Origin of the sequence: Mycoplana ramosa, from assembly GCF_041930185.1 — a bacterium.
Taxonomy (GTDB): domain Bacteria; phylum Pseudomonadota; class Alphaproteobacteria; order Rhizobiales; family Rhizobiaceae; genus Mycoplana; species Mycoplana ramosa.
Map to the genome: position 1 here is coordinate 227,848 of NZ_JBHEEW010000005.1, position 12,441 is coordinate 240,288.

General features: G+C 64.8%; 19 protein-coding genes. 15 read left to right on the forward strand and 4 right to left on the reverse strand.

Annotation, left to right across the window (positions count from 1 at the left end):
• Positions 1-91 precede the first annotated feature (91 nt).
• The gene (locus tag JNC62_RS08515; protein WP_374837790.1) at positions 92-1,075 is read left to right on the forward strand and encodes a sugar-binding transcriptional regulator; all 984 of its coding nucleotides are present in this window, start codon (positions 92-94) and stop codon (positions 1,073-1,075) included.
• A 19-nt stretch (positions 1,076-1,094) separates the two neighbouring features.
• On the opposite strand, the gene JNC62_RS08520 is transcribed toward JNC62_RS08515, so the two are convergent.
• The gene (locus tag JNC62_RS08520) at positions 1,095-1,334 is read right to left on the reverse strand and encodes a transcriptional regulator (protein WP_374837791.1); all 240 of its coding nucleotides are present in this window, start codon (positions 1,332-1,334) and stop codon (positions 1,095-1,097) included.
• Positions 1,335-1,631: 297 nt separating this feature from the next.
• On the opposite strand from JNC62_RS08520, the gene JNC62_RS08525 reads away from it, so the two are divergent.
• From JNC62_RS08525 to JNC62_RS08540, 4 genes are all read left to right on the forward strand, one after another.
• Positions 1,632-2,225 (forward strand): 5-formyltetrahydrofolate cyclo-ligase, encoded by a 594-nt coding sequence (locus JNC62_RS08525; RefSeq protein WP_374837793.1) that lies wholly within the window; start codon positions 1,632-1,634, stop codon positions 2,223-2,225.
• Positions 2,225-3,049, forward strand: coding sequence for a TIGR00282 family metallophosphoesterase (locus JNC62_RS08530; RefSeq protein ID WP_374837795.1), 825 nt, complete (start codon positions 2,225-2,227; stop codon positions 3,047-3,049). Before JNC62_RS08525 ends, JNC62_RS08530 begins: the two co-directional genes overlap by 1 nt.
• 82 nt (positions 3,050-3,131) lie before the next feature.
• Positions 3,132-3,386, forward strand: coding sequence for a BrnT family toxin (locus tag JNC62_RS08535; protein ID WP_374837797.1), 255 nt, complete (start codon positions 3,132-3,134; stop codon positions 3,384-3,386).
• The gene (locus tag JNC62_RS08540) at positions 3,373-3,687 is read left to right on the forward strand and encodes a BrnA antitoxin family protein (protein WP_374837799.1); all 315 of its coding nucleotides are present in this window, start codon (positions 3,373-3,375) and stop codon (positions 3,685-3,687) included. The genes JNC62_RS08535 and JNC62_RS08540 overlap by 14 nt, the downstream gene beginning before the upstream one ends.
• Before the next feature lie 107 nt (positions 3,688-3,794).
• On the opposite strand, the gene JNC62_RS08545 is transcribed toward JNC62_RS08540, so the two are convergent.
• Entirely contained in the window at positions 3,795-4,352 is a 558-nt protein-coding gene (locus JNC62_RS08545; RefSeq protein WP_374837801.1) for a pyridoxamine 5'-phosphate oxidase family protein, read from the reverse strand.
• A gap of 163 nt (positions 4,353-4,515) precedes the next feature.
• On the opposite strand from JNC62_RS08545, the gene JNC62_RS08550 reads away from it, so the two are divergent.
• The 3 genes from JNC62_RS08550 (at position 4,516) to JNC62_RS08560 (ending at position 6,998) form a co-directional block, all read left to right on the forward strand.
• Entirely contained in the window at positions 4,516-5,331 is an 816-nt protein-coding gene (locus JNC62_RS08550) for an MBL fold metallo-hydrolase (RefSeq protein WP_374837803.1), read from the forward strand.
• Positions 5,332-5,546: 215 nt separating this feature from the next.
• A complete protein-coding gene (locus JNC62_RS08555; protein ID WP_374837805.1) occupies positions 5,547-6,293 on the forward strand; it encodes a YebC/PmpR family DNA-binding transcriptional regulator in 747 nt (248 codons plus the stop codon).
• Between the two features lie 69 nt (positions 6,294-6,362).
• Positions 6,363-6,998 (forward strand): HAD hydrolase-like protein, encoded by a 636-nt coding sequence (locus JNC62_RS08560; RefSeq protein ID WP_374837806.1) that lies wholly within the window; start codon positions 6,363-6,365, stop codon positions 6,996-6,998.
• A gap of 2 nt (positions 6,999-7,000) precedes the next feature.
• Here the strand turns inward: JNC62_RS08560 and JNC62_RS08565 are convergent, their stop codons facing one another.
• Entirely contained in the window at positions 7,001-7,996 is a 996-nt protein-coding gene (locus JNC62_RS08565; protein ID WP_374837808.1) for an LLM class flavin-dependent oxidoreductase, read from the reverse strand.
• A gap of 158 nt (positions 7,997-8,154) precedes the next feature.
• On the opposite strand from JNC62_RS08565, the gene ruvC reads away from it, so the two are divergent.
• Genes ruvC through ruvB form a run of 7 tightly spaced genes read left to right on the forward strand, consistent with a single transcriptional unit; the run spans position 8,155 to position 11,763 of the window.
• Positions 8,155-8,667, forward strand: a complete 513-nt coding sequence (gene ruvC, locus JNC62_RS08570; RefSeq protein ID WP_374837810.1) for a crossover junction endodeoxyribonuclease RuvC — start codon at positions 8,155-8,157, stop codon at positions 8,665-8,667.
• A gap of 55 nt (positions 8,668-8,722) precedes the next feature.
• On the forward strand, positions 8,723-8,971 hold the full coding sequence (locus JNC62_RS08575) for an AbrB/MazE/SpoVT family DNA-binding domain-containing protein (protein WP_108003543.1): 249 nt from the start codon (positions 8,723-8,725) through the stop codon (positions 8,969-8,971).
• Entirely contained in the window at positions 8,971-9,384 is a 414-nt protein-coding gene (locus JNC62_RS08580) for a type II toxin-antitoxin system VapC family toxin (protein WP_374837812.1), read from the forward strand. The genes JNC62_RS08575 and JNC62_RS08580 overlap by 1 nt, the downstream gene beginning before the upstream one ends.
• A gap of 11 nt (positions 9,385-9,395) precedes the next feature.
• Positions 9,396-10,013, forward strand: coding sequence for a Holliday junction branch migration protein RuvA (gene ruvA / locus JNC62_RS08585; RefSeq protein WP_374837814.1), 618 nt, complete (start codon positions 9,396-9,398; stop codon positions 10,011-10,013).
• A 57-nt stretch (positions 10,014-10,070) separates the two neighbouring features.
• Positions 10,071-10,331 carry an AbrB/MazE/SpoVT family DNA-binding domain-containing protein gene (locus JNC62_RS08590; protein WP_374837816.1) on the forward strand — a complete coding sequence of 87 codons (261 nt, stop codon included), beginning with the start codon at positions 10,071-10,073 and terminating at the stop codon, positions 10,329-10,331.
• A complete protein-coding gene (locus JNC62_RS08595; RefSeq protein WP_374837818.1) occupies positions 10,328-10,726 on the forward strand; it encodes a type II toxin-antitoxin system VapC family toxin in 399 nt (132 codons plus the stop codon). Before JNC62_RS08590 ends, JNC62_RS08595 begins: the two co-directional genes overlap by 4 nt.
• On the forward strand, positions 10,723-11,763 hold the full coding sequence (ruvB, locus tag JNC62_RS08600; protein WP_374837820.1) for a Holliday junction branch migration DNA helicase RuvB: 1,041 nt from the start codon (positions 10,723-10,725) through the stop codon (positions 11,761-11,763). Before JNC62_RS08595 ends, ruvB begins: the two co-directional genes overlap by 4 nt.
• Before the next feature lie 166 nt (positions 11,764-11,929).
• Here the strand turns inward: ruvB and JNC62_RS08605 are convergent, their stop codons facing one another.
• The gene (locus JNC62_RS08605) at positions 11,930-12,430 is read right to left on the reverse strand and encodes an Hsp20/alpha crystallin family protein (RefSeq protein WP_374837821.1); all 501 of its coding nucleotides are present in this window, start codon (positions 12,428-12,430) and stop codon (positions 11,930-11,932) included.
• Positions 12,431-12,441 lie beyond the last annotated feature (11 nt).

The window sequence follows — 12,441 nt, forward strand, 5'->3', positions numbered from 1 at the left end:
CATTCGGTTAAACATATGTCGCGCCGCTTCGGTTCCATGCTATGAGCGGTCGATCCGTCCACAGGGACGGCTCCGAGGAATGGAGGAGCGATTGGTGAAACTGAGGCGGGAGACGCACACGGCCATATCCGAAAGCGCGTCGCTGCGTCTTCGCGCGGCCTGGCTCTACTACAACCAGCGCCTGACGCAGAAGGACGTTGCCGAAAAGCTCGGCGTCAGCAGGTCGACGGTGATCCGCATGCTCGACGAGGCGCTGAAGCGCGGCGAGGTGCAGATCTGGATCGATGAGGGCGTCGGCGACTGCGTGGAACTGGCGACGCGGCTGGAGCGGGCCTACGGCCTCGACGAGGCGGTGGTGGTGCCGGCGGCCGACAGCGCCGAGGGCACGGCCAAGAGCGTCGGGCTGGCGCTCGGCCAGTTCCTCACCGAAACGATCCCCGACGACTGCACGATCGGTGTCGGCTGGGGCCGCACGCTGACCGCCTCGCTGGCCAGCTTCCGCCCGGCGCGACGGGAGCGCGTCAAAGTCGTGTCGCTGCTCGGCGGCGTCGTCCAGGCGCATCACATCAACCCGATCGAATACAGCTGGCGGATCGCCAGCCAGCTTGGCGCCGAGTGCTATCTGTTCCTCGCGCCGCTTCTCGTCGACAGCCGCGAGACGAAGCACAGGCTGATCGAGAAATGCGGGCTGAAACCGCTGTTCGAGCTGGCGGAGGCGATGGACATCGCCGTCGTCAGTTGCGGCGACATCGGGCCCGATTCCACCTCGCTGTCACGCGGCTTCCTGCCGCGCCAGGTGCTGGACGAGCTGGTGGCGGCCGGCTGCGTCTGCGACACGATGTGCAACTTCCTCGACGCCGAAGGACGCACCATCGACCATCCGATCCGCGACCGTGTCATGTCGATCGACCTCGACACGGTAAAGAAGGCCAGCCACATCGTGCTCGTCTCCGGTGGCGCGCACCGGGCGGCGGCGATCCGCGCGACGATCCGACGGATCGGTTGCAACACGCTGATCACCGACGAGGGTGCGGCGCTGGCGATGCTGGAACTGGCGGAGGCTCAGGCCGCGTAACGCAGGCCGCGCAAGATGGTCAGATCAGGTCCAGGAGTGCTGCGCGCGAAACCGCTCCGGTGATGTTGCGGGCGCCCAGCTTCACCATGGCCGTCGTCAGCGCCTCGACGACGCGCGGCAATGGCAAGTCGGTCTCGAGCACGATCTGACCCGGCGACCGGCCCTCGGCTACGAGCGCAAGGCAACGCAGCTCGATGGCCGAAAGTTCGGGCCTGGCCGGGCGCGGCAGGTGTGACGAATGCGAATCGGCGGTGGACATGACGAGGTGATAGGGCGCCTTTTCGCAGCCGCGCCAGCCGAAGCTGACGGGATGCTTTATCGAACGTTATCACCATTTTGCTGCTCCCGGAGTGCCTTGGCCGGCGCTGCAGCGGGTTGAAGCGAGAAGCGACCTCTCATTAGGGTTGTCGCGAAATGGCGCATATCGAAAGTTGCAAAAGAACGTCCGGCGTCTTTTGGTTCCACGACGTTCCGGTGCGCCCGCGGCGTGCGGCGGTTGCGGGTGACGCTGTCCGGCGTTATGGGAAGCAGAACGATCAGCAACGGGAAGAGCCGCGTGACGCCGAAAGAACTGAAAGCCGCGCTTCGCAACGAGAAGCTGGCGCTCCGCGACCGGATACCGGCGGAAGCGCGCATCGAGGCGAGCCTGGCGATGGCGGAGCACGCCGGCGACGTCATCGCCTTCGAGCCCGGCGCGGTGATCTCCGGCTTCTGGCCGATCCGCTCCGAGGCGGACATCCGCCCGCTGATGGCGCGGCTCGCCGAGCGCGGCGCAAGGCTGTGCCTGCCGGTGGTGCTCGACCGCGAGACCATCGTCTTCCGCGAACTGGTGCGCGGTGCGCCACTGGTCCATACCGGCTTCGGCACGACCGGGCCCGGCCCGGAAGCCGCGCTGCTCGACCCGGAAATCCTGCTGGTGCCGCTGTCGGCCTTCGACGCGGCCGGCCACCGGATCGGTTACGGCGCCGGCCATTACGACCGGGCCATCGACCGGCTGCGCGCCAAGGGGCATGCGCCACGGCTGATCGGCGTGGCCTTCGACTGCCAGGAGGTGGCCGCGGTGCCGGCCGAGCCGCACGACGTCGCGCTCGACGCGGTGCTGACCGAGGGCGGCTTTCGGATTTTCAACGGTCAGGGCGGACGGGGCTGATGCGCTTTCTCTTTCTCGGCGACATGGTGGGCAAGACCGGCAGGACCGCGGTGTGGCAGCGACTGCCGGGACTGATCTCCGACCTGAAGCTCGACTTCGTCGTCGTCAACGGCGAGAACGCCGCCGGCGGCTTCGGCATTACCGAGGAGATCTTCCAGGAGACGATCAACGCCGGCGCCGACGTGGTCACCACCGGCAACCATGTCTGGGACCAGAAGGAGGCGGTGACGTTTGCCGCCCGGCACGACCAGTTCCTGCGCCCGGCGAACTATCCGGCCGGGACGCCCGGCCGCGGCTCCAACCTGTTCTTCGCCCGCAACGGTGCCCGCGTGCTGGTCGCAAACATCATGGGGCGGGTCTTCATGCACCCGGAGCTCGACGACCCCTTCACCACCGGCGAGACGATCCTCGCATCCTGCCCGCTCGGCGAGCAGGCGGACGCGGTCATCTTCGACTTCCACGCAGAGGCGACCAGCGAGAAGCAGTGTTTTGGCCACTTCGTCGACGGACGCGCGAGCGCGGTGATCGGCACGCATACGCATGTGCCAACCGCCGACTGCCAGATCCTCAACGGCGGCACCGGCTACATGTCCGATGCCGGCATGTGCGGCGACTACGACTCATCGCTCGGCATGGACAAGGAGGAGCCGCTCAATCGCTTCATCTCGAAGATGCCGAAGGGCCGCTTCGAGGCGGCGACCGGACCGGCGACCATCTGCGGCGTCGGCGTGGAGATCTCCGACCGGACCGGGCTGGCGGAAAAGATCGCCCCCTTGCGGCTCGGGCCGCGGCTTTCGGAGACGATCCCGGATTTCTGGGCCTGAAGATTCATCTCCAGATTGCGCTTGCCTCGCTCTGAAACTTTGGCATGATTTGTGTGTCGCGATTTAAAGTGATACAAAAAACATGCGGATCGTTTATGATGAGCGCAAGCGCCGGGCGAACATCGCCAAGCATGGCTATGATTTTGCCGAACTGACGCTGGAGTTCTTTGCCGGATCCATCGCCGTTGCAGCGAAACATGGGAGGTGGAAAGCGATCGGGCCATTCGGCGAGCGGCTAGTGGCAATCGTCTTCGTTCCCCTTGGCAGCCAGGGCGTTTCGGTCATCTCCATGCGGCCGGCGAGCCGTCAGGAAAGGGCACTCTATGCAAAGCAATAAACCGAGACGCCTTTTTCCCCCCATCACAGACGAGGAAGAGGCTCGTATTCAGAAGGCCATCGCGCAGGATCCGGACAATCCCGAGTGGACGGAGGAGGATTTCAAGCAGGCTCGCCCGTTCGCAGAGGCCTTTCCCGACCTGATGGAGAGCATCCGCCGCGCCCGCGGACGGCCGCCTGTGGCGCGGCCGAAGCAGCAGGTCTCGCTGCGGCTCGACCCCGAGGTGATCGAGAAGTTCAAGGCGACGGGCAAGGGCTGGCAGGCGCGCATCAACGAGGTGCTGAAGCGCGCCAAGGTCTGAGCGAACGGCACAGGCCGCCAAGCCACTGCCCATGCAGTGACGCCGTGCCGAGCGGGCGACGGACGGCGCTGTGTGACTTTGCGACCGCCGGACATCGTCGGCCCGGGCTATGGAGCGAGGCTCCGGGGCCCACTCGGCCACTGGCCAGCCTGCGTCTCCCCGAAGACGACGTGCGCGCGGACGCCGACCTCCGGTTCCTCGTCGGCGGTGAAATTCGCCTTGGCGATCTCCCAGCCAAATTTCAGTGTGCTGCCGGTGGAGGCCCAGATGGCGGCGTCGTCCAGCCGCAGCGCCAGCATCGTCAGCTTCGGGTCGTCCTTGCCGTGATCGTACCAGGCTTCGACGACCGAGTTCCAGTATGCGTCGATCCTCGCCGGGTTCCTCTCGACCGTGATGCGGCCGGCGAGCGAGGCGTGATAGTCGTGATCCTTGCCGACGACGCAGAAGATGCCGCGTTCGCCGCTCCCTTCGCCGATCGCCTCGGCAAGGTCCGTGTCGGTCTTGGTGAAGAACCAGATCGTGTTCGTCTCCCGGTCGAGATGCGGGGCCATCGGCTGCGGGTGCATCCGGACGCGCTCGAGCCCGAGCATGCCGGCACCGATCCGGTCGATCTCGTCGAAGAGCTGTTCGCGGGGGTTTTCGCGGGCGCGGGTCAAGCTGGTCATGAGGATGCTCCTTTGCTATTCCAATGCCGTCGCAACGTGCCGGAGAAGGCCATTGTTCCGGATTTTCAAGGTGACGGGATTGTGAACGGAACCGGCGTGCCGGCGGCTCGACCCGGCGGGACGCGAAAGGCATAGTGCATGCGCTCGACGGTCGGAGGCGCCGATGTTAGTCCGATTCATCACGCCGCTTGTACTGCTTTGCGTTTTTGCAGGGGCCCTTCCGGCGCGAGCCCAGGAGCCGGCAAAGCCCGCCAGCCAATGCCAGATGATCGCGCAGGCGCTGCCGGACGTGGTATTCGCGAGCGTCCGGTCCGCCGACGTCCAGAGCGACGGCACCGTGGACATCACCTATATCGGGCATTCCACCTTCTTCATCGAGACGGCGGGCGGCGTGAAGATCGCGACGGACTACAACGGCTGGTACCGTACACCGTCGCTGCCGACGGTAGTGAGGATGAACAGAGCGCACTCGAGCCACTACACGATGGCGCCCGATGCCGCGATCGCCCATGTGCTGCATGGCTGGCGCGACGACGGCGGGCCGGCCGACCACGACCTCGTCGTCGGCGACGTCTATATCCGCAACGTGCCGACCGACATCCGCGGCTGGGGCGGGGCGATGGTGGAAAACGGCAACTCGATCTTCATCTTCGAGATCGCCGGCCTCTGCATCGGCCATCTCGGCCACCTGCACCACGAACTGACCGAGAAACAGTATGCCGAGATCGGCCGGCTGGACGTGCTGATGGTGCCGGTCGACGGCGGCCTGACGATGGGCACGGAGAGCATGAGCCGGGTGGTCGAGCGGCTGCGCTCGGCGCTGATCCTGCCGATGCACCGGCGCGGCCCGCCGATCGCGCAATTCCTGTCGATGTTCGACGAGAGCTTCGATGTATCCCTCTCGGATACGGCGACCGTCAAAGTCTCTACGGCAACCCTGCCGCGCCGCCCGTTGATCCTTGTCCTGAAGGGCGTTTGAGAAGGCGGAAGCGCGCCCTGGCTGGCCTGTGCGGCGAGGATTTTGCCGCCCCTGCTGGACGGATCGCCTCAATGAAACTATAAGGCGCCATTTTCCAACATCGGAGCCGCCGGGCCGGACTGGACACGGGTGGGTGCGCTCCCGAACCGAAACAGCGCCGGTTGCCGCTCCCGGAGCGGGTCGCTGCCGTCGCGCCAGACATATCAAGGGGTGCCATGGCAGGCCATTCACAGTTCAAGAACATCATGCATCGCAAGGGCCGCCAGGACGCGGTGCGCTCGAAGATGTTCTCCAAGCTCGCGCGCGAAATCACCGTTGCCGCCAAGGCCGGCATGCCCGACCCGGCGATGAACCCGCGCCTGCGGCTCGCCATCCAGAACGCCAAGGCGCAGTCGATGCCGAAGGACAACATCGAGCGCGCCATCAAGAAGGCCTCCGGCGGCGATGCGGAGAACTACGAGGAAGTCCGCTACGAGGGTTATGGCCCGGGCGGCGTCGCCGTCATCGTCGAGGCGCTGACCGACAACCGCAATCGCACCGCCTCCTCGGTGCGCTCGACCTTCACCAAGGCGGGCGGCGCGCTTGGCGAGACCGGCTCGGTGTCCTTCTCCTTCGACCGCGTCGGCGAGATCACCTACAAGCTTTCGGTCGGTGACGCCGACAAGGTGATGGAAGCGGCGATCGAGGCGGGCGCCAATGACGTCGAGACCGACGAGGAAGAGCACACCATCTATTGCGCCTTCGAAGAAATCGGCGAAGTGTCCAAGGCGCTCGAAGAAACCCTCGGCGAGGCTGAGACCGTCAAGGCGATCTGGAAGCCGCAGAACACCGTGCCGGTCGACGAGGAGAAGGCGCAATCGCTGATGAAGCTCATCGACACGCTCGAAGACGATGACGACGTGCAGAACGTCTATTCCAACTTCGAGGTGTCCGACGAGGTGATGGCGAAACTTTCGGCCTGACGGGCGACGTACCGATCAATTTCCGCCCGTGCCTTTCGAGGCGCGGGCTTTTTTCATGACCTATCCTGCATGACTTACGACCTGGTCATTTTCGATTTCGACGGGACGCTTGCCGACACCGGCGAGTGGTTCATGACCGCAACCAACAAGGCGGCGGATCGCTTCGGCTTCCGTCGGATGTCGCTTCCGGAATTCGACGAACTGCGCTCCAAAGGCAACCGCGAGATCATCGCTCATATGGGCGTTCCGTTCTGGAAGTTGCCGGCGATCGCTGCGTTCATGCGCCGGCAAGCCGAGGCGCATGCTTCCGAGATTCGCCTGTTTGCCGGCGTCGAGCCGATGCTGTCTTCGCTGAACGCGGCAGGCGCCCGTCTGGCAATCGTGAGTTCCAATCGCGAGAAGGTCGTTCGTGCCGCGCTCGGGGACAATGTCAGGCACATCGATCATTTCGGCTGCGGCGCTTCGCTGTTCGGAAAGGCGCGGCATTTCCGCCGGCTGTTGAAGGCGACGTCGGTGGCTCCCGGGCGGGTGCTGTCCATCGGCGACGAGGGGCGCGACATCGAGGCGGCGCGCGATTGCGGCATAGCGGCCGGCTCGGTCGGCTGGGGTTACGCCGATCCGGGCTTTCTCAGGAGTCTCGGACCGGACCTGTTCTTCGCCCAGGTCGAGGATATTGCCACCACCCTCGCCGGGACCCGCCCCTGAGGTCAGGCGGCGAGCGCTCTTCGGGCCTCGGCGAACAGCCGCACGGATTTCAGCCGCGCTTCCATGTCGAAGACCGGCATGGAGATGATCAGTTCATCGGCCTTGGTCAGGTCGAGGAACCGGGCGATCTGCTCGCGGGCGGCCTCAGGTCCGCCGACCACGGCATATTGCAGCGTATGCTCGACCATGATCCTTTCCTGCTCGCTCCAATGCCCCTCCATGCTTTCGACCGGCGGCGGGAAGGCCGTCGGCGCACCGCGGCGCAGAGCGACGAAAGACTGCTGCATCGAGGTGAAGTGATAGCGCGCTTCTTCGTCCGTGTCGGCCGCGACACCCATGACGCCCACCATGACCTGCGGCTTGTCGAGATATTGCGACGGCTGGAAGCGCTCGCGGTAGATCTGAAGCGCCGACAGCAGCATGTCGGGGGCGAAATGCGAGGCGAAGGCGAAGGGCAGGCCGAGCATGCCGGCGAGATGGGCGGAATAGTGGCTGGAGCCCAGCAGCCAGACGGGGACGTTGCTATCGGAGCCGGGGACGGCGACAATCTTCTGGTTCGGCTGGACCGGGCCAAGCAGCGCCATCAGGTCGACCACGTCCTGCGGAAAATTCTCGGCTGAGGTTTCCATGTTTCGCCGGAGCGCCCGGGCGGTCAGCATGTCGGTGCCGGGCGCGCGGCCGAGACCGAGGTCGATGCGGCCGGGAAACAGCGCTTCCAGCGTGCCGAACTGCTCGGCGATGACCAGCGGCGAATGGTTCGGCAGCATGATGCCGCCGGCGCCGACGCGGATGCTGTTCGTGCCGGCGGCGACATGCTGGATGACGAGCGAGGTGGCGGCGCTGGCGATGCCGCGCATGCCGTGATGCTCGGCCAGCCATACGCGCCTGTAGCCCTGGGCCTCCGCCTCTTGCGCCAGCCGCCGCGAATTGGCGAGCGACTGGGCGACGGTGCCGCCTTGAACGACCGGGGAGAGATCGAGGATCGAGAAAGGGATCATGGCGGCGGGCCTCATGAATGGATTTCAATGCACCCCCATGTAGGTTCAATTCAATGAAATCCAAACCGGGCCGTAAGCGTTTCCGGCGGGCCTATGGATGTTTTTGTTTTGTTCACATTTCGCTGGCAGGGTCCGCCCGACGGGAATAGGGTTCGACCATGCAGGGCACGATTCGCATCATCGGCATCGATCCGGGGCTTCGCCGCACCGGCTGGGGGATCATCGACACGCTCGGCAACTCGCTGCGCTTCGTCGCCTCCGGGACGGTGACCTCCGACGGCGACATGGACCTGGCCTCGCGGCTCTGCCAGTTGCACGACGGGCTGGCGGAGATCATCCATGCCTACCGGCCGGACGAGGCGGCGGTGGAACAGACCTTCGTCAACAAGGACGCGACCGCGACGCTGAAGCTCGGACAGGCGCGCGGCATCGCCATGCTGGTGCCGGCGCGCGCCGGCCTGCGGGTCGCCGAATACGCGCCGAACGCGGTGAAGAAGGCGGTAATCGGCGTCGGCCACGGCGACAAGCAGCAGATCCAGATGATGCTGAAGGTGCTGATGCCGAAGGTGGAGTTCAAGGGCGCCGACGCCGCCGATGCGCTGGCCATCGCCGTCTGCCATGCCCACAACCGCGGCAGCCTGGCCAGCCGTCTGGGCCAGCTCGCCGGCTGATCTGTTCTTGACTTGTTCTGGTTTTGGCATTAAGTAATACCGTAGAGGTATTACGATGCGTGTAACTGAAAAAGGCCAGGTGACGATCCCGCGGAATGTGCGAAACAATCTCGGCATTGTGCCGGGATCGGAGGTGGAGTTCGTTCTTCAAGGCGACAGTGCCGTTTTGCGCCGTGTCGAGCGGTCTGCTGACGAGCGCGAGCGGGAGGTTCAGGAACTGACCGAGCATCTCCGGCGTCATAAGGGCTCGATGGCACTTGGCGACCTCGACGGCGAGGCCTTTTACAAGCTGTTGCGCGACTGATGGCCACGCTTGTCGATACCAACGTCCTGATCGACCTTTTCCATTCCGGCAGCGTCTTTGAAGACTGGTCCCTTCGTGCGATCACGGAGGCGCGGCGGCAGGGTGATGTGCTGATCAATCCGTTGATCTATGCCGAGATGGCTGCCGGTTTCGCCACGGTCGCCGCACTCGATGCGGCACTCTCGCCGACATCTTTTCTGCGCGAAGACCTGCCATGGGAAGCAGCCCATGCTGCTGGTCATGCCTTCCTGCAGTACAAGCGCGGCGGTGGCGACAAGCGTTCGCCCCTGCCGGACTTCTACATCGGCGCGCACGCCCTGGTGCGCGGGCACAATCTGCTGACCCGTGATCCAGTGCGCTATCGAACCTATTTCCCGATGATCCGATTGATCACACCCGAAACACATCCCTGACGGACCTTACCATGATCGGCAAACTCAAAGGTACTATCGACGAGATCGGCGACGACCATGTGGTGCTGGACGTCCATGGGGTCGGCTACGTCGCCTTCTGCTCGGCCCGGACGCTTGGCAAGCTTGGCTCGGCCGGCGAGGCGGCGGTGCTGTTCATCGAGACCTATGTGCGCGAGGACCAGCTGAAGCTGTTCGGCTTCCTTTCGGCGCTGGAGCGGGAGTGGTTCCGGCTCCTGCAGAGCGTGCAGGGGGTCGGCTCGAAGGTGGCACTGGCGGTGCTGTCGACGCTGACGCCGGGCGAGCTTGCCAACGCGATCGCGCTGCAGGACAAGGCGCAGGTGTCGCGCGCCCCGGGCGTCGGGCCGAAGGTGGCCGTGCGGATCATCACCGAGCTGAAGAACAAGGCGCCGGCCTTTGCCGGCGAGGCGGGGGGCGCAATCGGCCTGAAGCAGGAGATCGGCGAGGGCGTGGCACCGGCCCCGGTCGCCGACGCCGTCTCGGCGCTCACCAACCTCGGCTATTCGCGCGACCAGGCGGCGAATGTGGTCGCCGCGGCGCTGAAGAACGGCGGCGAGGACGCCGATAGCGCCAAACTGATCCGGCTGGGGCTGAAGGAACTGGCGCGGTGATTCCCTTGTTTTCGAGCGCGTTCCTTACTAATATTGTTCCGGTAAGGAGATCGGTCGATGAATATCTATGACAGCACCCTGACATCGAAAGGCCAGACGACCGTTCCCGCCGAGGTGAGAGAGGCGCTAAACCTGAAGCCCGGCGACAAGATACGCTACGTCGTCAGTGGCAACCGGGTCTATTTGCGGGTGAAGAACAAGCGGGCGATTGACCTGGCGGGCAAGTTCTACGACCCGAACAGGCCTCCAGTGTCGATCGAGGAGATGGAGGCAGCTATCGGCGATGCGATCGTGGATCATGTGCTGGGGCGGGAATGATCGGACTCGATACGAACATCCTTCTGCGTCTTTTCTTCAAAGATAATCCCGAGCAGAGCGAAAAGGTTGCCGCGCTGATAAGGCAGCTGCCGGAGGTCGGTCCGGGTTATGTGAATTGCATCACCTTGATGGAGTTCGCATGGTACTTGCGTCAGCGGGGCAAATTGTCGAGGAGCGAGGTCATGGAAGGCATATCGGACCTGCTCGACACCCAGGATATCATCATGGAGGACGAGCACCTCATCGAGGCGACGCTTGCGGAAATGGCGAACTCGAATTCAGAATTTCCCGATGTCTTCATCGCCCTTCGCAACGGCAACGCCGGCTGCATCGCCACAAAGACGCTTGATCAAAAGGCTGCGGCCCGCATCCCCGGAATGGAACTTCTGACATGACCGAAGCCGCACGGCTGATCTCCTCCGAACGGCGCGGCGAGGATGTCGATGCCGCGCTGCGCCCGCAGACGCTCGACGACTTCACCGGCCAGGCGGAGGCCCGCGCCAACCTGAAGATCTTCATCGAGGCGGCGAAGAACCGGGGCGAGGCGCTGGACCACGTGCTGTTCGTCGGCCCGCCCGGCCTCGGTAAGACGACGCTGGCGCAGATCATGGCGAAGGAACTCGGCGTCAACTTCCGCTCGACCTCGGGGCCGGTGATCGCCAAGGCGGGCGACCTTGCGGCGCTTCTGACCAATCTCGAAGAGCGCGACGTGCTCTTCATCGACGAGATCCACCGCCTCAACCCGGCGGTGGAGGAGATCCTCTATCCGGCGATGGAAGATTTCCAGCTCGACCTGATCATCGGCGAGGGGCCGGCGGCGCGCTCGGTGAAGATCGACCTGTCGAAGTTCACGCTGGTGGCGGCGACGACGCGGCTCGGCCTCTTGACGACGCCGCTGCGCGACCGTTTCGGCATTCCGGTGCGGCTGAATTTCTATACGGTCGAGGAGCTGGAATCGATCGTGCGGCGCGGGGCGCGGCTGATGGGGCTCGGCATGACCGACGAGGGCGCGCGCGAGATCGCCCGCCGGGCGCGCGGCACGCCGCGCATCGCCGGACGGCTGCTGCGGCGGGTGCGCGATTTTGCCGAAGTGGCGAAGGCCGAGGCGGTGACGAAGACGATCGCCGACGAGGCGCTGACGCGGCTGCTCGTCGACAACATGGGCCTCGACCAGCTCGACCGGCGCTACCTGTCGATGATCGCCCACAATTTCGGCGGCGGACCGGTTGGCATCGAGACGATCGCCGCGGGTCTTTCGGAGCCGCGCGACGCGATCGAGGACATCATCGAGCCCTACATGATCCAGCAGGGCTTCATCCAGCGCACCCCGCGCGGCCGCGTGCTGACGGCGAACGCCTGGAAGCACCTGGGGCTGCAGCCGCCGAAGGATCTCGAGGCAAGCCAGTTCCGGCTGTTTTCCGAGGAGGACTGATCCGGACCCGCATCCGGGTGGCGGCCACTACGGCGCGTGTCGTCCCGATGAGGGAAACGCCGGCGAACGCTGACAGGTCTCTTCCGCAGCAGGCGCCATGTCGATCGGCCTTGCTGCTGCGGAAGAACCGGCGCCGCGTGCTCTCGACCGCGACGCCCAGCCGCCATCAATGGCTGATGGTGGTGCCGGAACCGGAGCCGGAGCCGACCTTGATGCGGCGGGTCTGCTCCTGCGCGGCGTTCTTCGGCAACGTGATGGTGAGAACGCCGTTCGTCATGTCGGCGTGGACGTCATCGGGATTGATCGAATGCGGCACCCTGATGGAGCGCTGAAATTGACCGAAGGATCGCTCGACGAAGTGATAGTTCTCCTTCTCCTCTTTCGCTTCTGTCCGCTTTTCGCCACGGATCGTCAGGAGATCGTCGTCGAGCGTGATGTCGACATCCTCTTCCGCCACGCCCGGCAATTCCGCGGTGACGCGGATCTGGTTCTCGGTTTCGGAGACGTTGATTCGCGGCATCAGCATGCCCTGCTCGCGTTCCGCAATCGGCGACCTCGTGCCCTGGAACACCTCGTCGAACAGCCGGTTCATGCCCTGTTGCAGGGAGAAGAAGGGATCGTTGGTCATGGAGGTGCCGGAAAACGGCATCAGTGAACGACGTACCATGGTAGTCACTC